Annotated in this window: 20 protein-coding genes; 15 read left to right on the plus strand and 5 right to left on the minus strand. The window is 69.0% G+C overall.

From position 1 onward, the window contains the following. Positions 1 to 24 precede the first annotated feature (24 nt). From ACYVOK_RS16960 to ACYVOK_RS16975, 4 genes are all read left to right on the plus strand, one after another. Positions 25 to 363, plus strand: a complete 339-nt coding sequence (locus tag ACYVOK_RS16960) for a hypothetical protein (RefSeq protein WP_460663392.1) — start codon at positions 25 to 27, stop codon at positions 361 to 363. A 305-nt stretch (positions 364 to 668) separates the two neighbouring features. Continuing rightward, on the plus strand, positions 669 to 1,547 hold the full coding sequence (locus tag ACYVOK_RS16965; RefSeq protein WP_460663393.1) for a phosphotransferase enzyme family protein: 879 nt from the start codon (positions 669 to 671) through the stop codon (positions 1,545 to 1,547). Positions 1,548 to 1,606: 59 nt separating this feature from the next. Next, a complete protein-coding gene (locus ACYVOK_RS16970) occupies positions 1,607 to 1,894 on the plus strand; it encodes a hypothetical protein (protein ID WP_460663394.1) in 288 nt (95 codons plus the stop codon). A gap of 112 nt (positions 1,895 to 2,006) precedes the next feature. Then, positions 2,007 to 3,125 carry a hypothetical protein gene (locus tag ACYVOK_RS16975; protein WP_460663395.1) on the plus strand — a complete coding sequence of 373 codons (1,119 nt, stop codon included), beginning with the start codon at positions 2,007 to 2,009 and terminating at the stop codon, positions 3,123 to 3,125. Here the strand turns inward: ACYVOK_RS16975 and ACYVOK_RS16980 are convergent. Beyond that, positions 3,087 to 3,836 carry a MerR family transcriptional regulator gene (locus ACYVOK_RS16980; protein ID WP_460663396.1) on the minus strand — a complete coding sequence of 250 codons (750 nt, stop codon included), beginning with the start codon at positions 3,834 to 3,836 and terminating at the stop codon, positions 3,087 to 3,089. The two genes, ACYVOK_RS16975 and ACYVOK_RS16980, sit on opposite strands and share 39 nt — an antisense overlap. Positions 3,837 to 3,923: 87 nt before the next feature. On the opposite strand from ACYVOK_RS16980, the gene ACYVOK_RS16985 reads away from it, so the two are divergent. After that, the gene (locus ACYVOK_RS16985) at positions 3,924 to 5,747 is read left to right on the plus strand and encodes a hypothetical protein (RefSeq protein WP_460663397.1); all 1,824 of its coding nucleotides are present in this window, start codon (positions 3,924 to 3,926) and stop codon (positions 5,745 to 5,747) included. Then, positions 5,744 to 6,709 carry an alpha/beta fold hydrolase gene (locus tag ACYVOK_RS16990; RefSeq protein ID WP_460663398.1) on the plus strand — a complete coding sequence of 322 codons (966 nt, stop codon included), beginning with the start codon at positions 5,744 to 5,746 and terminating at the stop codon, positions 6,707 to 6,709. The genes ACYVOK_RS16985 and ACYVOK_RS16990 overlap by 4 nt, the downstream gene beginning before the upstream one ends. Here ACYVOK_RS16990 and ACYVOK_RS16995 read toward each other — a convergent pair. Beyond that, entirely contained in the window at positions 6,702 to 7,130 is a 429-nt protein-coding gene (locus tag ACYVOK_RS16995) for a CHRD domain-containing protein (RefSeq protein ID WP_460663399.1), read from the minus strand. The two genes, ACYVOK_RS16990 and ACYVOK_RS16995, sit on opposite strands and share 8 nt — an antisense overlap. A gap of 150 nt (positions 7,131 to 7,280) precedes the next feature. Here ACYVOK_RS16995 and ACYVOK_RS17000 point away from each other — a divergent pair, with 150 nt between their 5' ends. Beyond that, on the plus strand, positions 7,281 to 8,429 hold the full coding sequence (locus tag ACYVOK_RS17000) for a CaiB/BaiF CoA transferase family protein (protein WP_460663400.1): 1,149 nt from the start codon (positions 7,281 to 7,283) through the stop codon (positions 8,427 to 8,429). On the opposite strand, the gene ACYVOK_RS17005 is transcribed toward ACYVOK_RS17000, so the two are convergent. Genes ACYVOK_RS17005 through ACYVOK_RS17015 form a run of 3 tightly spaced genes read right to left on the minus strand, consistent with a single transcriptional unit; the run spans position 8,404 to position 10,741 of the window. After that, the gene (locus ACYVOK_RS17005; RefSeq protein ID WP_460663401.1) at positions 8,404 to 9,459 is read right to left on the minus strand and encodes a LacI family DNA-binding transcriptional regulator; all 1,056 of its coding nucleotides are present in this window, start codon (positions 9,457 to 9,459) and stop codon (positions 8,404 to 8,406) included. The two genes, ACYVOK_RS17000 and ACYVOK_RS17005, sit on opposite strands and share 26 nt — an antisense overlap. Positions 9,460 to 9,473: 14 nt before the next feature. After that, entirely contained in the window at positions 9,474 to 9,791 is a 318-nt protein-coding gene (locus ACYVOK_RS17010; protein ID WP_460663402.1) for a hypothetical protein, read from the minus strand. Positions 9,792 to 9,796: 5 nt separating this feature from the next. After that, positions 9,797 to 10,741: a DUF6772 family protein gene (locus ACYVOK_RS17015; protein WP_460663403.1), complete on the minus strand. Its 945-nt coding sequence runs from the start codon at positions 10,739 to 10,741 to the stop codon at positions 9,797 to 9,799. 198 nt (positions 10,742 to 10,939) lie between these two features. On the opposite strand from ACYVOK_RS17015, the gene ACYVOK_RS17020 reads away from it, so the two are divergent. Genes ACYVOK_RS17020 through ACYVOK_RS17055 form a run of 8 tightly spaced genes read left to right on the plus strand, consistent with a single transcriptional unit; the run spans position 10,940 to position 18,395 of the window. Then, a complete protein-coding gene (locus ACYVOK_RS17020) occupies positions 10,940 to 11,611 on the plus strand; it encodes a helix-turn-helix domain-containing protein (protein ID WP_460663404.1) in 672 nt (223 codons plus the stop codon). After that, positions 11,611 to 12,537, plus strand: coding sequence for a nickel ABC transporter permease (gene nikB, locus ACYVOK_RS17025; RefSeq protein ID WP_460663405.1), 927 nt, complete (start codon positions 11,611 to 11,613; stop codon positions 12,535 to 12,537). Before ACYVOK_RS17020 ends, nikB begins: the two co-directional genes overlap by 1 nt. A 1-nt stretch (position 12,538) precedes the next feature. After that, the gene (locus ACYVOK_RS17030; protein ID WP_460663406.1) at positions 12,539 to 13,429 is read left to right on the plus strand and encodes an ABC transporter permease; all 891 of its coding nucleotides are present in this window, start codon (positions 12,539 to 12,541) and stop codon (positions 13,427 to 13,429) included. Further along, a complete protein-coding gene (locus ACYVOK_RS17035; protein WP_460663407.1) occupies positions 13,430 to 14,455 on the plus strand; it encodes an ABC transporter ATP-binding protein in 1,026 nt (341 codons plus the stop codon). Beyond that, positions 14,445 to 15,449: an ABC transporter ATP-binding protein gene (locus ACYVOK_RS17040; protein WP_460663408.1), complete on the plus strand. Its 1,005-nt coding sequence runs from the start codon at positions 14,445 to 14,447 to the stop codon at positions 15,447 to 15,449. Before ACYVOK_RS17035 ends, ACYVOK_RS17040 begins: the two co-directional genes overlap by 11 nt. Next, positions 15,446 to 16,084 (plus strand): histidine phosphatase family protein, encoded by a 639-nt coding sequence (locus tag ACYVOK_RS17045; protein WP_460663409.1) that lies wholly within the window; start codon positions 15,446 to 15,448, stop codon positions 16,082 to 16,084. Before ACYVOK_RS17040 ends, ACYVOK_RS17045 begins: the two co-directional genes overlap by 4 nt. Continuing rightward, entirely contained in the window at positions 16,081 to 16,860 is a 780-nt protein-coding gene (locus ACYVOK_RS17050) for an endonuclease/exonuclease/phosphatase family protein (RefSeq protein ID WP_460663410.1), read from the plus strand. Before ACYVOK_RS17045 ends, ACYVOK_RS17050 begins: the two co-directional genes overlap by 4 nt. Before the next feature lie 26 nt (positions 16,861 to 16,886). Further along, on the plus strand, positions 16,887 to 18,395 hold the full coding sequence (locus tag ACYVOK_RS17055; protein ID WP_460663411.1) for an ABC transporter substrate-binding protein: 1,509 nt from the start codon (positions 16,887 to 16,889) through the stop codon (positions 18,393 to 18,395). Positions 18,396 to 18,478 lie beyond the last annotated feature (83 nt).

An 18,478-nucleotide genomic window follows, 5' to 3' on the forward strand; every position in this document is an offset into this window, starting at 1 on the left:
TACGACGACCCGGCGCGGAACCGGATGATCCGGTTCGACACCTCGCGCAGCGGAACGATCAGTACGGCGACTGCACTCAAGCGGAAGCAGGTCGCGCTGAAGGGCACTCGCGGGCTGAAGATCCTCGGCACGTCGACCGTGACGATGAAGTCGACCAGTGGCCAGGGCCGGCTGACGGTCAGCACCATCGTGTACACCTACCGCAGTGGCAACACCACCCGCTGGGTCGCCACCCGGTACGTCGGCATGTGGGACCAGAAGACCGCCCACGTCGAGATCACCGTCGGCGGCACCACCAAGGACCGCAAACACCTGAGCGCCGTCCTCAACCGCGCCACCCACTCCATCTACCTGGCCGGCTGACACACTGCCGTGCGGTTTCTCGGGGACCGGCTGGGCGGAATCAGAACGGCAGCGGCCGGCCTGACGGAGTCCGAAGGTCGAGCGTCTTCGTAGTACGGCGCATACGCGGTGGTCTGCGGCGAAGCTGGATCTGTCGGCTCATCGTTCCGGTCCTGCCTGTGGGAGTCGGGCTGGGTTTCCTGGCTCCAACATCCCAACTCCGGCGCCCGAGCACATGCGGAGAATTACCGATCCGCTACCTACGCACCCCTTAGTTGGCACTGAGGTCGGGTCCTTGCGTTCTCGGGGTAGGGCAGGATGCCGGGGTGGACGAGTTGCTGAGGGCGTGGGGGATTCGGGGGGACGGGATCCGGCCGGTGGGGGAGGGGACCAACAACACGAGTTACTTCGTGGGGGACGAGTTCGTACTGCGGATTCACCGGAACACGACCGCGTCCGACTACGAACACGCGGTCCTGCGGTCGCTCCACGGACTGTCGTTCGGGGTGCCGGTGCCGCTGGTTGCCGAGGACGGCTCAACGGTGGTGCGGGCAGAGGTCGGGGGAGAGCTGGTCACGGCGAGTTTGAGTCGCCGCATCCGGGGTGAGCATCCGCGGCGGGGAGACCTCGAGGCGGCCGCGGCGTGCGGGGAGGCGCTGGCGGAGCTGGATGCGGCGCTCGCTCGACTCGAGGGGCGGGCGTTGCCGCCGCGGAACCCGTGGGACGGCGACCTGACCACGGTGCATCCGCGCGTCACCGCTCTCGACGGTCTGCTCGAGACTCTCACCGATCACCGTGAGGAGGTTGCGCGGATCTTCTCCGCCGTACAGCCGCCCCGCGACCTGCCGCGGAGCATCATCCACGCCGACATCGGGCCGACGAACGTGTTGATGGACGGCGACCGCGTCACCGGCATTCTCGACTTCGAGGCCGCAGGTCCCGGTTATCGCGCGATGGATCTCGCCATCGGCCTGTGGTCCTTCGGCCGCACCGACACGCAAGCAGCCGCCGTGTTCCGGCGCGGCTACCTGGCCCGCCTCGACCTGACCGACGCCGAGCTGAACGCCGTACCAGACTTGCAGCTGTTGCGTGAAGCAACAAGCCTGGTGCACTGGTACGGACGCCACCTCGAAGGCCTCACCACCCCCGCCGACATCACCGCCCGAGCGACTCGCCTCCTGAACCTCGCGCACGAACTAGGGTGACAGCTCCCGGACACGCAATAGACCGTTTGTTCGGTGGAGTGCGGGGGCACTGGGCTGTCATGAGAGGCAAAGGTTTCTCGTTGCTCGGTGCTGTGCTGCTCGGGATCGTGCTCCTGGTGCTGCCGGTGAGTGCGTCCGCGGCTCAGCCTCTCGCGGATCCGACGCCGAGCCCGACACTCGGCTCGACCGAGTCGCCGAACCCGAACCCGCCCGGCGCCCAGGACTCCGACCCGGACGACTACACCGGCGCACCGTGGGTTGTGATCGGCGTGGCGGTCGTCGTCGTACTCGTCGCCGGCGGAACCCTGCTCGTCATGCGCAGCCGCCGCGGCACCCCGGTCGAGTAAGCAGCGACGCCAAGGCCGCTCGGCGCTTGGGTAGAGACGTGCTATCGGAGCTGTGTCGGCGTTCCGGCGTACGTCCACCACCCATGAAAGCCCGGATGGGACGATCGTGGGTATGTCGTACGACGTGCAGGTCTTCGGTCGACGGCGGATCGAGGTGCTGTCCGGGCTCGTTGCCGGGAGCGCGGGACTGGAGTTCGGCAGCGACGGTCACGTACGCCGCCGGGGTTCGTACTCCTTCACCGTTGACGGACCGCTCGAGGTCGAGGCCGAGGACATACCCGAGGACGTGACCGCCCATGTTCTCGAGCCGCGGTGGCTGTGGACGATCCTTGTCGAGGGCAGCTCGGAGGCGGAGATCCCGCATGCGGTGAAATTTGCCAAGCGCCTGGCCAAGGCTGCCGAGGGCGCCGCGCTGGATCTGCAGACCGGCGAGCTCCTGGCGAAGGTCGGCAGCCGGATCACCACCCCGCCGCCGAAGGACACCCGGATCGGCCTGTTCGAACTGCACTGGTACGCCTTTGCCGAGGGGGTGCCCACCGACCCGGTCGACGACTGGATCGAGCTGTGCAGGCGGTACCTCCCCGAAGCCCTGCCGCGGCGGTACGGCGAGTTCGAGCCGCTCCAGCACCGCCTCGACCGGGACAGGCCGGAGCTCCTCCGCGAGCTGGTTCTAACGGAGGCGCATCCGTCTTTCGTCGGGACCAAACCGTGCCTCGACGGTGGTTTCTTCAGGAACGAAGACATCCTCACCGTGCGTCTCTCGATGCACGAGGCGGTGGCACGGGACCTCGCCTGGCAGGCTGCCGTCCGGAAGTTGTTCGTCGCGTACGCTGTACGTCGGGCCGCGTTCCTGGCAACCGGCGAGATCGTCGGCCGGGTGCTGTGGGACGGTCGGTCGATCTCGTACGACGGCCGCGAGGAGAACACCTTCAGCCTGAGCCGGAGTCGCGAGCGGTGGGTCGGGTTGACCCCGTACCCGGTCTGGTGGAGCTGGTACGGCGAGATTTACCGGCCGCTCGTGGAACCCCATCTCGACTCCACTGAGGTCACCGCTCACCCCACCGGCCTGTTCCACCAGGCCGGTCCCGAACCGCGTCGGCGCAAGCGGCTGGCGGACCCGTTACCCGCCGGCCTGCGCGCTGTCGGGCACGGCCGCTACAAGCTCACGCACGCCCACACGAAACCCGCGCCACTAGCCGGTGGAGGGGAGGGTTTTGGGGTTGAGGCCTAGTTCTTCGTAGGCGACGGCTTCTATTTCGCGGGCCATGGCTTCGCGGAAGGCGGCGACGAGGGCCTGGCCGGCGAGGGGGATGATGTTTTCCAGGGTGCGCTGGATCTCCGGCCAGCCTTCGGCGGGGAGGCCGGCGTCGGCGAACTCCCGCCAGACGGTGGTGCGGAAGAGTTCGACGTACGTCTTGGCGACCGCGTCGGCCTGGGCGAAGAGTTTGGGGAGCATCTCTAAGATCGCCTGCATCGGGACGCCGAGTTTGATCACCTCGAGGCCGGTGCGGAGCAGGTCGGGGTTGGGGATCCGCAGCAGGCCGTCGTCCTGGCGTTCGGCGATACCGAGCTCGACCAGCTTGTCGATCACCGCCGGGTCGTGCGGGACGCCGGCCCGCGCGGCGAGCTGGTACTCGTCCAGTACCTCGGGCTCGGACTGGGTCCACGGGTTCACCAGCGTCTCGAACACACCGAGCGCCAGCGCGCCGTCCGGGAGTTCGCTCATCATCCGCTCGACCGCGGCCAGCGTGTAGCCCCGGCCGAGCAACTCGCGGACCAGCGTCAGCCGCGCCACGTGGTCGGCGCCGTAGTACCCGGTCCGGCCGACCAGGCGGGGCGGCGGGATCAGTCCGCGTCCGGCGTACGCCCGCACGTTGCGGACCGTCATACCCACCTTGGCGGCGAGCTGGTCGACGGTGAGCTCTTCGTCCTGTGCGTCCACCCTTGACAGTCTTCCAGACTCCACGTTACATAAATGATGTAACATCAGTCATGGCGCATGCGTGATGTCCCGATAAAGGAGCAGCCGATGGCGGTCCCGCTGGCAACCACCGGTACGGCGACGTTCGACCAGATCGCCATCGTCACCGGACTCGTCTCACTCCTGTACGTCGCACTCGCCGTACTCCTGTGGCGGGAACGCACCGGCCGGGTCACGCTGGTAGGACGGCTTGCGGACACCATCGGGAGACTGGACGGAGTCCCCCGATGGGCTGCGCTGACGCCGTACCTGCACGCGCTCTCGCTGCTCGCCTGCGCCTTCGGCGTCTGGTGGGACATCGCGGTGCACATCGCCCGCGGCCGCGACACCGGCCCGTTCGGGACGCCGGCGCACTACCCGATCTTCTTCGGCATCCTCGGGGTGATCGTGTCCGGCGTGCTGCCGATCGCGCTGGCGCGCAAACCGCTGCCGGCCCGGACGCTCAAGCTGACGAAGGGCTGGCGGATCCCGTGCAGCGCGGCCCTGGTGACCCTCTGCGGGACCTTCGCGCTGGTCGGCTTCCCGATGGACGACGTGTGGCACCGGATGTTCGGCGAGGACGTCACGCTGTGGGGCCCGACCCACCTGCTGATGATCGCCGGCGTCGTCCTGTCGATCTTCGCCCGCCTGCTCGCGCTGGCCGAGGTCGAGCAACTGATCGGCCTGAACAAGCGCCGCATGGTCCAGGAACTCGTTGCCGTCGGCGCCCTGCTGATCGCCTGGGACCTGTTCAGCACCGAGTTCAACTACGGCGTCCCGCAGTTCCCGCTGATTCTGCAGCCGATCCTGATCGCGTTCGGGGCCGCGCTGGCCTTCACGGTCCTGCGGGCCAGGCGCGGCCCGGGTACGGCGTTCGGCGCGCTGGCCGTCTACCTGGTCATCCGCGGCGCGATCGCCTGGGCGGTGGACCAGCCGCTGGGCGGGATCCTCGGTCACTTCCCGCTGCTGATCGTCGAGGCGGTCCTGGTCGAGGCGGTGGCGTTTGCCCTCGGCAACAAGAACCGGTTCCGCCTCGGGATCGTCGCCGGGGCCCTGATCGGCACCGTCGGCGTGGTCGCCGAGTACGCCTGGAGTCACGTCTGGATGCCGATCCCGTGGCCGTCGTCGATGCTTCCTTCGGCCCTCGGGTACGGCGTGCTGACCGGCATCGGAGCCGGGATGGTCGGTGCCTGGCTCGCCACCCGGTTGGCCGAGGTGGCCGGTGAGGAACGGGCGACGGGGATCCGCCATGCGCGCCCGCCGGCCGTCCGTCGTACCCACCAACTCGGTGCCATCGGATTGGCCGTCGTTCTCGGGACGCTGTTCTTCTGCGTGCCGCGGTCGGCCGACCCGGGTGTGTCCGCGACGGTGTCGTTGGAGCGGGTGGCCACGGGGGCCGAGCCAACGGCGTACGTGACGGTCGCACTGCAGCCGGCCGATGCGGCCGAGGGTGCCCGGTGGTTCGAGGCGATGGCGTGGCAGGGCGGCGGGTTCGTCACCCACGGGATGGTGAAGGTTGCCGACGGCACCTACCGCTCGGCCGACCCGTTGCCGATGTACGGCAAGTGGAAGTCGATGATCCGGCTGCACCAGGGCCAGCGCGACCTGGTCTCGATGTGGGTCTACGCGCCGGAGGACCGGGAGATCGCGAAGCCGGCCATCCAGGTGTCGGACGGGCAGACGGCCGAGTTCATCGACGAGCAGCAGGTACTGCGGCGCGAGGAACGGACCGACGTGCCGCGATGGATGTGGAACGGCGGCTACGCTCTGCTCGGTGTCGTCGGGCTGCTGGAGATCGCCGCGATCGCCTGGCTGGTCGGGCGCGGCGCCCGCGGCGGGCGGTTGCGCGCCGCCCATCTGGAGGCCGGCGAGCGGGAACGGGAGACTGCGTGACGATCCAGGCGGAACGGTCCGAGGTACGGACGACCGACGGTGTCAAGCTGAACGTCGAGACGACCGGGCCGGAGGACGCGCCGGTGACGGTGCTGCTCGTCCACGGCTGGACCTGCTCGACCGGTTCCTGGCACCACCAGGTCGAAGGATTGCCGCGGATCCTCGGGCCGGACGCCGTACGCATCGTCACCTACGACCACCGCGGTCACGGCCGGTCGGACCCGGCGCCGGCCGGATCGATGCGGATCGAGCAGTTGGCGGACGACCTGGTCACCGTGCTCGACACGGTGGCCGGTGACGGCCCGATCGTGTACGCCGGTCATTCGATGGGCGGGATGACGCTGATGGCGCTCGCGGACGAGCGGCCGGACCTGTTCGGTCCGCGGATCGCGGCCGCGGCCCTGATCAGTACGACGTCCGGCCAGGCGGGATCCGGCGCCTTCGGCATTCCCCAGCGCTTCGACGCCGCGGCGGCCGTCGTGGCGCCGCGGGCGATGAGCCTGGTTGGAGCGCGTATCGAGCGCAAGGCGCAGCGCCGTGCGCTCGAGGAGGCACGCCGGGTCGCCCGGGCCCGGAGGGCGCTCGAGGTGGCGTCGGCACGGCTGCAACGTCCCGCGCTGCGCCGGCTGGTGTTCGGCAAGAAGGTGGATCCGGCCGAGGTCGATCTGTTCCTTGCCGACCTCGCGGTGGTCCCAGGTCCGTCGTACAGCGGATTCTTCGAGTCGATCCTGCAGCACGACCGCGGGCACGCGCTGAAGGTGCTCGACCAGCTCCCGATCGAGATCATGCACGGCACCCGCGACCGTCTGCTGCCCCCTCGCCACGCCAACCGGATGGCAGCCGAACTGCCGAGCGCCCGGCTCTGGATGTATCCGGGCGCCGGCCACATGCTCATGCAGGAACGCCCGCGAGACGTCTCCCACCGCCTCGCGTCGCTGGCGCGTAGGGTCCGCGCTACTTGAGCTGACCCCGGATCGCGCCGGCCGGGAAGGCGGCGTTGTGGACGTTGACGTAGTAGTTCCTCGGGTTGGCGCTGATCGCGGCGGCCAGTTCGGCGGAGATGGTCCGGCAGCCGGACGTCTCGGGCCCAGGGACTCCGTCGACGTTGAGGTCGATGACGATGTTGCCGGCGACCGCGACGTGGCGAGCGCCGACGTGGACGTGGGCGGCCGTCGGTGTGTCGATGTCCTGCCAGCTGAGGGTCCAGCAGAACGTCGTACCGTCGATGGTGTACGTGAAGAACCCGTGGCCGTCCGGGTCGGCGGCCTGCGTCTCCTGGCCGCCGCTCAGCGGGATCGCGGGTGCCGCGGACGCGGTCGGCAGGCCGAACGCAGCGGCCGCGAGAACGGTGGCTGCTGCGGCGATGCTGGTACGTACTGACATGGTTCCCCTCCTGGTCTGAGGCCCCTTGGCGGTCTCGGGGTTCTTCCTCATTCCCCTACACGTCCGGAGGCCCTGATCGGTTCAATCGACGGGGCGCTCGATGAGAAGCGGGTCACGGCCCGATCCTCGGGACTCGCCTAGGGTGGCGGGATGCAGAATCTGCTGTCGGACGTGGTCGTCGTCGATCTGACCCGGGCGTTGGCCGGGCCGCATGCCGCGATGATGCTGGGGGATCTCGGGGCGCGTGTGATCAAGGTGGAGTCGCCCGGGGGCGGCGACGACAGCCGCGGCTGGGGACCGCCGTTCGTCGAGGGCGAGTCGACGTACTACCTGTCGGCGAACCGGAACAAGGAGTCGGTCACCGCCGATCTCAAGTCCGCCGACGGCAAGGAGTTCCTGACCAGGCTGGTACGGCGGGCCGACGTGTTGATCGAGAACTTCCGGCCCGGCGTGCTCGACCGGCTCGGGTTCTCCACGGACCGGCTGCACGAGCTCAACCCGGGTCTGGTCGTCCTCTCCATCACCGGGTTCGGGCACGACGGGCCGGACGGCGGGCGGGCCGGGTACGACCAGATCGCCCAGGGCGAGGGCGGTCTGATGAGCATCACCGGCGCGGTCGAGCCGACCAAGGTCGGCGTACCGATCGCGGACCTGCTGGCCGGGATGTACGGCGCCTACGGTGCGCTGGCCGCGTTGCACGAGCGTTCGATCACCGGCAAGGGGCGCGTCGTCCGGACCAGCCTGCTGGCCTCGGTGGTCGGCGTCCACGCGTTCCACGGGACGAAGTGGACGGTCGCGGGTCAGTTGCCCGAGCGCGTCGGCAACCACCATGCCCAGATCGCGCCGTACGGGTTGTTCCGGACCAAGGACGACATCGTCCAGGTCGCCGTCGGGAGTGAAGGCCAGTGGCGGACGTTCGCGCCGGTCGTCGGCCTGGACCCGGGGGACGAGCGCTTCGCGGTCAACTCGGCGAGAGTGGCCCATCGCGACGAGCTGACCGCCGCGATCGAGGCCGCGTTCGCGGCAGAGCCCGCCGATGTCTGGCTGGAAAGGCTTGCGGACAAGGGGATTCCGGCCGGGAAGGTCCGCGACTTCCAGCAGGTGTACGAGTGGGAGCAGACGTTGTCGCAGGGATTGCTGATCGACGTCGAGCACCCGACGCTGGGCACGATCCAGCTGCCCGGTCCGCCGCTGCGGTTCGACGATCTGCCGTACGCCGGTGCCCGCGAGACCAACCTTCCGCCGCCCCGGCTCGGCGAGCACAACGAGTCGGTCAGAGCCTGGCTGGAGTCGGACTAGACGATGCACGGACGACGAGTTCCGGCCGGATCAGCGTCTTCCGCGGCCGTTCGGAGCCGTTGCTCCGGAGTCGTTGGAGGAGCAGGTCGACGGCCGTCGTACCGACCTCCGCTGCCGGCAGCCGGACGGTGGTGAGGGGCGTTTGCAGGTAGGCCGCGTAGGGGTGGTCGCCGTACCCGGTGATCGCCACGTCATCGGGAACGGCGAGACCGCGCTCGGCGAGCAGCCGCAGCAGGCCGAGTGCGAAGTAGTCGTTCCCGGTCACGATGGCATCCGGATGACCGTCGCTCAGCAGGGTCTGGGCGAAGCGGTAGGCCTCTTCCGGCTGCCACGGCAACGCGAGCGAGTCGTAGCGTTTCGTCGGTACGGCGCGGATCGCGTCGTCCGGGACCGGCAGGCCCGCGTCGGACATCGCGCGCCGGAAGCCCGCCACCCGGTCGGCGGTCGTGGTGATCGGCAGGTCCTCCTCCAGCACGAGCAGACGGCGGGCGCCGCCGCCGATCAGGTGACTGGTCGCCTCGTAGCTGCCGCGTTCGTTGTCGACACCGACCATGTCGCAGTCGAGCTCGGGCACGTCACGGTTGACGAAGACCAGCGGGATTCCGGTGTCGCGGACCCGGCGCCAGTGGTCCCACTCGGCTTGCACCGGTACGACCACGGCGCCGTCGACCGCGGACCGCAGCAACGCCTCGGTGGCGCGCTGCTCGTTCTCCGCGCTCTCGTCGGTGACGAGCAGCAGCAGCGAGTACCCCTGGGCGCGGACCCGGAGTTCGATGCTGCTGATCAGCTGCGCGTAGAACGGGTTGGAGGGGTTCGTGATGACCAGGCCCAGCGTCATCGCGGAGCCGAGCACCAAGGACCGGGCCAGCGTGTTCGGCACGTAGCCGATGCGGGCCGCCTCGGCCTGCACCGCCGCGCGCGTCTTCGCGCTCACGCTGTCCTTGTCGCCGAGCGCCCGCGAGACGGTGTTCACCGACAGCCCGAGAGCTGTCGCGATGTCCCGCAACGTCGGGCGCCGCGCCTCTGTCATCAGTAACCCCTTGGCTAAGCCTTCACGGCAAGGTGGATCCGCACCTGGACGGAGCCCTCGACACTAGCGCGCAGCCGGAGCCAATGGCCGAATCCGCTGACCGGCCAGCTGATCAGCTTGCCGGGCTCGACCACGTGCTCGGTGCCGTCGAGGTCGCACCAGGTGATGCCGTCCGGCGAGACCTGGGTGACATAGGTCGCCGTACCGTCGCCGCCGACGTGCTGGACGAACCAGCGGGCCTCACCGGCCCAGGCGACCTCGTACGGTTCGGTGGCGAAGCGGGTGTCGAAGGAGGTGTCGCGTTCCAGCACCGCCGTCATGGACTGTCGCATGGGCCCTACCAATCAACCGAGATGAGGACGGAGTCGAGGAAGAGGAAGTTCCGGACCTGGGAGTGGGTGCGGACGGAGAAGTAGAAGTTCAGCAGGTTCTCCAGCGTCTCGTAGCGCTCCTCGTACGGCGGAACCGGGACGTCGCGCATGTCCATCACCCGGTCGTTGACCTGCAGCTCCACGTTGCGGCGCTGGTCGGTGTCGATCAGCCAGCGCAGGTAGTGCCAGTTCACTTTGGTCGGGACCTCGTTGTAGCAGAGCTCCTGCGGCTCGCCGAACGGCTTCCAGTCCTCCGGGTTCGGCGCGGTGAAGTCGGCGGCGTACTCGAGCTTCACCTTGCCCTCGAAGTGCTCACGCGGCGTCGGCTCGGGGACCGTCGGAGCCATCCACTGCCGGGTGAAACGGTTGTCCATGTCGGTGTTCTGGTACCGCGCGACCGTGTGGTACCGCAGGCCGCCGTCACCGCACAGGTCGGTGGCGACGGTGAACGCGCCGAACTGCGCCTCCGACGGGTGGGTGTTGCCGTCCCACTGCACGTCGCCGAAGCTGTCCAGCTCCGGACCGCCGCCGAGTGTCGCCTCGGACTTGAACGCGAAGTACGTCTCCAGTTGCACCAGGCCGCGGCCGCTCATGGTGAGCCGGCGGATCGCCACCGCGGTGTGGCCCTTGTACGGCCGGGTGGCGAGCTTGAGCGCATAGGTCCCGCTGAGGGCACCGTGGGTGCCGATGTCGAAGAAGTTGCAGGCCGACAGCTGTGGCGGCCGGAAGTCGCGCATGTGGTCGTCGACCGTGCTGAGGTCGCCGCGGCCGTTGTAGTTGCCGAGCAACTCGCACCAGCCGTGCGTCCCGCTGTCGAACTCGTCGAACGCCAGGATGCGCGGCAGCGGCGAGAACTTGGACAGACGCGGATCGGCGGCCAGCAGCGCGGCGCGCACATCGGATGTCGTCACGCATGCCTCCAAAGGCGGATCAGGTGGATTGTCTGTGACGTTAACGTTCACGGGAATCGACCGTCAATCGGCTGTTCCGCCTACAGCAACGCCGATCTATTGACACTTAACTAACACGTTTCTACGGTGCATTAACGCTACCGTTAACGTTCACGGTAGCTTGCTCTCCTGTTTCCGCCTGAAACGAGGTCACCAGACATGCAGTCGCTGAGCCGTGCCCTCACCGTGCTGGCCGAGCTGAACCGCGAGGACCGGCCGTACGGGGTGACCGAGCTGGCCGTCACCGTCGGCCTGCACAAGAGCACCGTGCATCGCATCCTCGCCACCTTCTGTGCGCACGGCCTGGCCGACCGGGTCGACGACCACCGCTACACCGCCACCGACGGGCTGGCAGCGCTACGCCGTACGGCGCAACGCCGAGCCGGGCCGGAGCGGACGCTGGCCGACCTCGGTGACCGGCTCGGCCGGATGGTCGTGCTCGCCAAGCCGCTGCCCAAGACCGCCGGAACCGTCCTGCAGATCGCCGCGGTGGCCGGCGCGGCGCCGACGGCCGGTCCGGCCGCCGCCGGACCCGTCGAGCCGGGTCACGCCGTCTCGCTGCGCCGCAGCGCTCTCGGCCGCGCGTACCTGTCCGCTCTTCCCGCTCACCAGGTCACCGGCCCACCCGACCTGCTCGACACGTTGCAGAGGGTCCGGGCGAGCGGCTTCGCGCACAACTCGCGGCCGGTCGCGTCGCTGCCGCGGATGGTCGCGGTTCCGGTGCGGGCGAGTGACGGGACCTGCGCCGGGGCGCTGGGAGCGGAGCTGATCCAGGCCGGTTCGATCGAGGAGGTACGGCGCGTGGTGTCGGTACTGCGGAGCGGCGTCTGATGGGGGCGTACGTCGTCCGGCGGCTGTTCTTCTCGCTGTTCGTGTTGTGGGGCGCCGTCACGATCATCTTCGTCGTGCTGCGGCTGGTCCCCGGCGATCCGGCGTACATCATGCTCGGGCCCGACGCGGACCAGGCCCAGGTCGACGCACTCCGCGCGCAACTCGGGCTCGACCAGTCGCTGATCAAGCAGTACGCGACGTACCTGGCGAACGTCGTCAATCTGGACTTCGGGCAGTCGTTCCGGCTGAACGCGGACTCGATGAGCCTTGTCCTGCAACGCGTTCCGGCCACGATCCAACTGGCCTCGACCGCGTTGCTGCTGTCGCTGGTGATCGGTCTTCCGCTCGGGGTGATCGCGGCGTTGCGGGCGAACAGCTGGGTGGACCGGACCATCTCCGTGTTCTCGCTGATGGGCCAGTCGACACCGTCGTTCTGGCTCGGGATCGTGCTGATCCTGGTGTTCGCGCGCGGTCTGCAGGTCCTGCCGAGCGCCGGCTCGGGGACCTGGTCGCATCTGGTGCTGCCGACGATCACGCTCGCGTTGCCGTTCCTGGCGATTCTCGTCCGGCTGACCCGCAGCGGCCTGCTCGAGGTGGTGCACGAGGGGTACGTGCAGACGGCCCGGGCGAAGGGGCTGGGCGAGGGGATCGTGATCCTCGTCCACGCGCTGCGGAACGCGCTGATCCCGATCGTCACCGTGGTCGGCCTGCAGTTCGGCGCGCTGCTCGGCGGCACCGTGATCGTCGAGACCGTGTTCGCCTGGCCGGGCGTCGGCCGGCTGCTGATCGACTCGATCGGCCGCCGCGACTACGGCGTCGTCCAGGCGTCGATCTTGCTGGTGGCAACCATTTTCGTGGTGATCAACCTGCTCGTGGACCTGCTCTACGGCTTCCTGGACCCGCGGGTCCGTCTGGCTGGTGACTGACATGACGACAACCGAGATGGACGTGTCGCTGGCCGCGCCGGTGACCCGCACCCGGCGTACGCGGGCCGGTTCGGCCCGGATCAGGTTCGGTTTCGCCGTCATCGCCGTGTACGTCGTGGCCGCGATCGCCGGACCCTGGCTGGTCCGGTACAACCCGGTCGACACCCGGACCGCGGACCGGCTCAAGCCGCCGTTAAGCCGGCTGTCCGACGGCTCGTTCGCGATCTTCGGCACCGACCAGGTCGGCCAGGACCTGCTCGCCCAGATGTTGCAGGGAGCGAGGATCTCGATCGCGGTCGGCCTGGCGACACTGGTGCTGGCCGGAAGCATCGGGGTGACGATCGGGCTGGCGGCCGGCTACTTCGGCGGCTGGCTGGACGGCGTCCTGATGCGGCTCGCCGACATCCAGCTGGCGTTCCCCTCGATCCTGCTGGCGATCTTCATCGCCGCACTGCTCGGTCCCTCGGTGGTGAACGTGGTGATCGTGCTGGCGGTGTCGAACTGGGTCACCTTCGCCCGGGTCGCACGCGGTCAGGCGCTGGCAACGCGGCGCCGCGAGTTCGTCGACGCGTCGCGAACGCTCGGGGCCGGGACCTGGCGACTGATCTCGCGGTGCGTGTTGCCGGCGTGCATCGCACCGGTGCTGGTGGTGGCGACGGTCGAGATCGGGCACGTCATCCTGGCCGAGGCCTCGCTGAGCTTTCTCGGTCTGGGGACGCCGGCCAGTACGCCGAGCTGGGGCGTGACGATCGCGAACGGGCGCAACTACCTCGCCGACGCCTGGTGGATCTCGACCATCCCCGGGATCGCACTCGCCTTCCTGGTGGTCTCACTCGGCGTCCTCGGCGACGCGCTGCGCGACCGCTACGACCCGCGGCTGAGGAGTCTGTGAATGAGTGCCCCAGAGAGTGTCCAAGAGAGTGCCCAAGAGAGTGCGGTGCTGAGTGTCCGGGACCTGCGCGTCGAGTTCGCCACGTCCGCCGGGACGGTGACGGCGGTCGACGGAGCCTCCTTCGACGTCGCGCCGGGTGAGACCGTCGCGCTGCTGGGCGAGTCGGGCAGCGGGAAGAGCGTCACCGCCCAGGCCGTGATGGGCATCGTGCCCAAGCCGGCCGGCCGGATCACCGGTGGAAGCATCTTGTACGACGGTCGCGACCTGCTGGCACCCGGTACGGCGAAGGGCCTCCGCGGCCGCGAGGTCGCCATGGTGTTCCAGGACCCGCTGAGCTCGTTGAACCCGGTGTTCCGGGTCGGGGCCCAGATCGGCGAGATGTTCCGGCGGCATCGGGGCGCGTCGCGGAAGCAGGCCCGGGCCGCCGCGCTGGACCTGATGAAGCGGGTCGGGATTCCGGCCGCCTCGAAGCGGCTGGACGACTACCCGCACCAGTTCTCCGGCGGGATGCGACAGCGGGTGATGATCGCGATGGCCCTGGCGCTGTCGCCGCGACTGCTGATCGCGGACGAGCCGACGACGGCGCTCGACGTCACCGTGCAGGCGCAGATCATGGACCTGCTCGCCCGGCTGCAGGCCGAGGAAGGCATGTCGCTGGTGCTGATCACCCACGACCTCGGTGTGGTCGCGGACGTCGCCGACCGCGTCGTCCTGATGTACGACGGACGGGTCGTCGAGACCGGGCCGATCCGCGAGGTCTACGAGCACAGCGGCCACCCGTACACCGCGGGGCTGATGGGATCGGTCCCGGTGATCGACGGTCCGCGGGAACGACTGACACCGATCCAAGGCGCTCCACCGGATCTGCTCGACCTCCCGTCCGGGTGCTCGTTCCGTCCTCGCTGCCGGTATGCCGACGCGGTGTGCGCCGAACAGGAGCCGGCGTTGCTGGCCCTGTCCGGTCGTCCCGGCAACCATCGCTCGGCCTGTCACCACGCGGAAGGAGTCCTGACAGATGCCCACTGAGACACCACTCCTGTCCGTCCGCGATCTCCACACGTCCTTCCCGATGCGGTCGAATGTGCTGCGGCGTACGGTCGGGCACATCCAGGCGGTGGCCGGGGTCTCCTTCGACATTCCGGCCGGTGGCACCCTCGGGTTGGTGGGGGAGTCCGGGTCGGGGAAGTCGACCGTGGCGCGGACCGTCATCGGGCTGGAGAAGGCGCGGTCCGGCAGCATCCGGTTCGACGGCGAGGAACTGACCTCGTTGCCCCGGGCATCAATGCGGCGGGTGCGCCGGCAGTTGCAGATGATCTTCCAGGACCCGTACGCCTCGCTGAACCCGCGCGCGACCGTCGAGCAGATCATCAGCGAGGCGTGGGAGATCCACCCGGACGTCGTGCCGCGCAACCGCTTCCGCGTGGAGGTACGTGAACTGCTCGAACGGGTCGGGCTGAACCCGGACCACGCCCAGCGGTACCCGCACCAGTTCTCCGGCGGGCAGCGGCAGCGGATCGGGATCGCCCGGGCGCTCGCCCTGCGGCCGAAGCTGGTGATCTGCGACGAGGCGGTGTCGGCGCTCGACGTGTCCGTGCAGGCACAGGTGCTCAACCTGCTGGCCGATCTTCGCCGTGATCTCGGGCTGGCGTACTTGTTCATCGCGCACGACCTGTCCGTCGTCCGCCACATCTCCGACCAGGTCGCGGTGATGTACCTCGGCCGGGTGGTGGAGACGGCCACCCAGGACGAGTTGTTCACCCGGCCGTTGCACCCGTACACGCAGGCGTTGCTGTCCGCCGTACCGGATCCGAAACCGTGGGACAAGCCGGCGCGTGAGCCGATCATCATCGGCGGCGATGTGCCGTCGCCGGCGGATCCGCCGTCCGGTTGCCGCTTCCGCACCCGGTGCTGGAAGGCCGAGGACATCTGCGCAAGCGAGGAGCCGGCCCTGGAGACACGGCTGGACCTGCATCCGGCGGCCTGTCACTTCGCGGCCGAGCTGGCGGGAGCGGGCCGATGACAGAGCTGGTTCTGCTCCGGCACGGCGAGTCCCTGTGGAACGCCGAGGACCGGTACCAAGGTCAGCAGGGCACAGGCCTGAGCCCGCTCGGCCACCACCAGGCGAAACTGGCGGCCGAGTACCTGCTCGGCACCGGTCCGTTCGATCAGATCGTCGCGAGCGATCTTCAACGGGTCAGCGAGACGCTCCAGCCGTACCTCGACGGTGCCGGACGCTCCGACGTCCGCATCGACCCACGGTGGCGGGAGATCGACGTCGGCACCTGGGGCGGCCGGACCTTCGCCGAGGTCTACGCCGAGGAGCCGGAGGTCGTCGAGGCTTTCGCGCGGGGCGAGGACGTCGCGCGCGGTGGCGGCGAGACCTTCGCGCAGTTGAGAGAACGCGTGTGGGACGCGATCCGCGACATCGCCGGGTCCGGGCCGGGCCGGGTCTTGGTCGTGACGCACGGCGGGCCGATCCGGGTCGCGACCGCGTCGACGCTACGCCTGCCGCCCGGTGGCGAGGTGCTGCTCGATCCACCCGTGAACTGTTCGCTGACCACGGTGCAGGTCGACGACCTGCTCGCGGTGACGACGCTGACGGCGTACAACGTCCCGACTTCCGGGACCGCACCGGCCGAGGAGCAACCGGCATGACATTTGCCTTGAGCAACTTCAGTTTCGTGGCGATGACGTACAACCTGTGGGCCGAGTTCCACCTCGATCAGCGGCGGGACGCGCTGACCGCGCTGTTCACGACGCGCCCGCCGGACCTGCTCGCCGTCCAGGAACTCCGGCCGAGCACGCGCAAGCTGCTGGACGACGTACTGCCGGACCACGATCGGGTCGACGGTACGGCGGGCTGGGAGACGCAGAGCAACCTGTGGTGGCGGCGAGACCTGTTCGCGCCGGTCGAGTCCGGTGCCGAGGACGTCGGCATCCTCTCGCCCGACGCACGGCTGTTCTGGGTCCGTCTCCGCTCGGCCGGCGGACACGAACTCGTCTTCAGTACGGCGCACCTGACCTGGCCCGGGCACCCGGACGAGCGGGCCGATCTCGGCAACCGCCGGGTCGGTCAGGCCCGCGCGATCGCGCAAGCCCTGGACCGGCTGGCCGGCGACGGCGCCTGCCTGTTCACCGTCGACATCAACGACATCGGCCCACCGCAGTGGGAGCTCGGGAACGCCGGGTTCCTGGACAGTTTCACCGCACTCGGCCGGCACTCACCGGTGACCCACCCGGTGGTGCCGACGGCGGCGACCGGTCCGATCGGGACCCGGCTGTCACCGCTCGCCTCACCACCGAAGGCGATCGACTGGATCTTCGCCCGCGGTCCGCTCGCCGCGCGCACCAGCGAGGTCGTCGACTTCTTCCACGACGGCCGGGCTCCCTCCGACCATCACCCGGTCGTCGCCACCTACACGTTCCTGTGAGCCCTGCCCTGCAAAGGAGAAACCCTGTGTTGAGGAAGCGAATCGTCGGGGCGCTGGCCGTCCTGACCACGGTGGCGGCCGGGCTGAGCGCCTGTTCGCCGGCGAGTGAGCCGGGCAGCGGCGAGCAGGTCCTGCGCTACGCGCCGGCGATGTTCCCGGTGTCGCTGGACACCCACAAGTTCGCCGGTGAGGAGGCCGTGCAGACCGCGATCCAGCAGATCATGGAGCCGCTGGTCCGAATCGAGGACGGCAAGATCGTCCCGGTGCTCGCCACCTCCTGGGAGAACCCGGACCCGAACACCTGGGTCTTCACGTTGCGCACGGGGGTGAAGTTCTCCGACGGTACGCCGTTCACCGCGAAGGACGTGGTGGCGTCGTACGAACGGCACAAGAAACTCGACGGGCCGCTCGTGCCGCTCTACGCGACCGTGACGTCGTTCGCCGCGACCGACGACCAGACCGTGACGGTGAAGACGAGCAAACCGCTCGGCACGCTGCTCAGCTCACTGACGCTGCTGTTCATCGGGCCGGCCGGCAAGGTCGACGCGGACGGATTCTTCAGCAAGCCGATCGGGACGGGGTCCTTCCAGGTCACGTCGTTCCAGCCGGACGAGAAGCTCGAGCTCGCGGCCAATCCGTCGTACTGGGACGGGGCTCCGCAGCTCAGCAAGCTGGAGTTCGTCAACATCCCGGAGGTCGCCGGCCGGATCACCGCGCTGCAGAACGGCGAGGTCGACGTGCTCACGCAGATCCCGCCGGACCAGGTCGGCTCGGTCAAGGACAGTGAGGGGATCGGCTACTCGACCACGCCGAGCTGGACGTACTACTTCAACTGGTTCAACTCGAACCGGAAGCCGTACACCGACAAGCGGGTCCGGCAGGCGATGTGGCACGCGCTGAACCTCGAAGGCACCGTGAAGGACCTGTTCGGCGACCTCGCCACGGTGGCGCAGGCGCCGCTCGCGCAGGGCGTGATCGGTGCGCCGAAGCTGACGCCGTACAACCACGACCCGGCGAAGGCGAAGCAGTTGCTGGCCGAGGCGGGATACCCGAACGGGTTCACCACGTCGATGCAGTGGCCGCTGGAAGGCGGTCCGAACATCCGGGCGCTGGCGCAGGCGATGATCTCGGACTGGGCCAAGATCGGGGTCACCGTGAAGCCGCTGGAGAAGGAACGCGCCCAGTGGCTGGAGGACTTCGGCAAGCTCAACTGGGACATGAACCTGCAGACCAACGTCACCGGCACCGGCGACGCCGACTACACCCTCGCCCGGCTGTACGTCTGCACGGCCAAGCGCAACGGCTACTGCAACCCGGCGCTGGACAAGCTCCTGCTCGACGCCCGCTCGTCGGTCGACCAGTCGCAGCGCCCGAAGCTCTACCAGGAGGCGGGCCAGATCATCTGGTCCGACGCGGTCGGCATCTTCCCCGCCGACCTCGCCTCCAACTCCGCCGTCCGCTCCCGAGTCCACAACTTCACCATGCCCCCCAGCAGCCGCCCCCTCTTCACCAAGGTCACCGTCTCCGACAGCTGAAAATCGGGTCCGAGGGGCAGCTGTTCGATCTCAGTCGAATGGCTGCCCCTCGCGCATGTCCGGCAGGAAGCTGGGTCACGGTT

Source organism: Kribbella swartbergensis, from assembly GCF_054784135.1.

Coding starts and splice junctions, on each gene's coding strand:
- ACYVOK_RS17020 (WP_460663404.1), top strand. CDS start 10,940: ATGCAGTCGCTGAGCCGTGCCCTCACCGTGCTGGCCGAGCTGAACCGC.
- ACYVOK_RS16975 (WP_460663395.1), top strand. CDS start 2,007: ATGTCGTACGACGTGCAGGTCTTCGGTCGACGGCGGATCGAGGTGCTG.
- nikB (WP_460663405.1), top strand. CDS start 11,611: ATGGGGGCGTACGTCGTCCGGCGGCTGTTCTTCTCGCTGTTCGTGTTG.
- ACYVOK_RS17050 (WP_460663410.1), top strand. CDS start 16,081: ATGACATTTGCCTTGAGCAACTTCAGTTTCGTGGCGATGACGTACAAC.
- ACYVOK_RS16970 (WP_460663394.1), top strand. CDS start 1,607: ATGAGAGGCAAAGGTTTCTCGTTGCTCGGTGCTGTGCTGCTCGGGATC.
- ACYVOK_RS17030 (WP_460663406.1), top strand. CDS start 12,539: ATGACGACAACCGAGATGGACGTGTCGCTGGCCGCGCCGGTGACCCGC.
- ACYVOK_RS17035 (WP_460663407.1), top strand. CDS start 13,430: ATGAGTGCCCCAGAGAGTGTCCAAGAGAGTGCCCAAGAGAGTGCGGTG.
- ACYVOK_RS17040 (WP_460663408.1), top strand. CDS start 14,445: ATGCCCACTGAGACACCACTCCTGTCCGTCCGCGATCTCCACACGTCC.
- ACYVOK_RS16985 (WP_460663397.1), top strand. CDS start 3,924: ATGGCGGTCCCGCTGGCAACCACCGGTACGGCGACGTTCGACCAGATC.
- ACYVOK_RS17045 (WP_460663409.1), top strand. CDS start 15,446: ATGACAGAGCTGGTTCTGCTCCGGCACGGCGAGTCCCTGTGGAACGCC.
- ACYVOK_RS17000 (WP_460663400.1), top strand. CDS start 7,281: ATGCAGAATCTGCTGTCGGACGTGGTCGTCGTCGATCTGACCCGGGCG.
- ACYVOK_RS16995 (WP_460663399.1), bottom strand. CDS start 7,130: ATGTCAGTACGTACCAGCATCGCCGCAGCAGCCACCGTTCTCGCGGCC.
- ACYVOK_RS16960 (WP_460663392.1), top strand. CDS start 25: ATGATCCGGTTCGACACCTCGCGCAGCGGAACGATCAGTACGGCGACT.
- ACYVOK_RS17005 (WP_460663401.1), bottom strand. CDS start 9,459: ATGACAGAGGCGCGGCGCCCGACGTTGCGGGACATCGCGACAGCTCTC.
- ACYVOK_RS17010 (WP_460663402.1), bottom strand. CDS start 9,791: ATGCGACAGTCCATGACGGCGGTGCTGGAACGCGACACCTCCTTCGAC.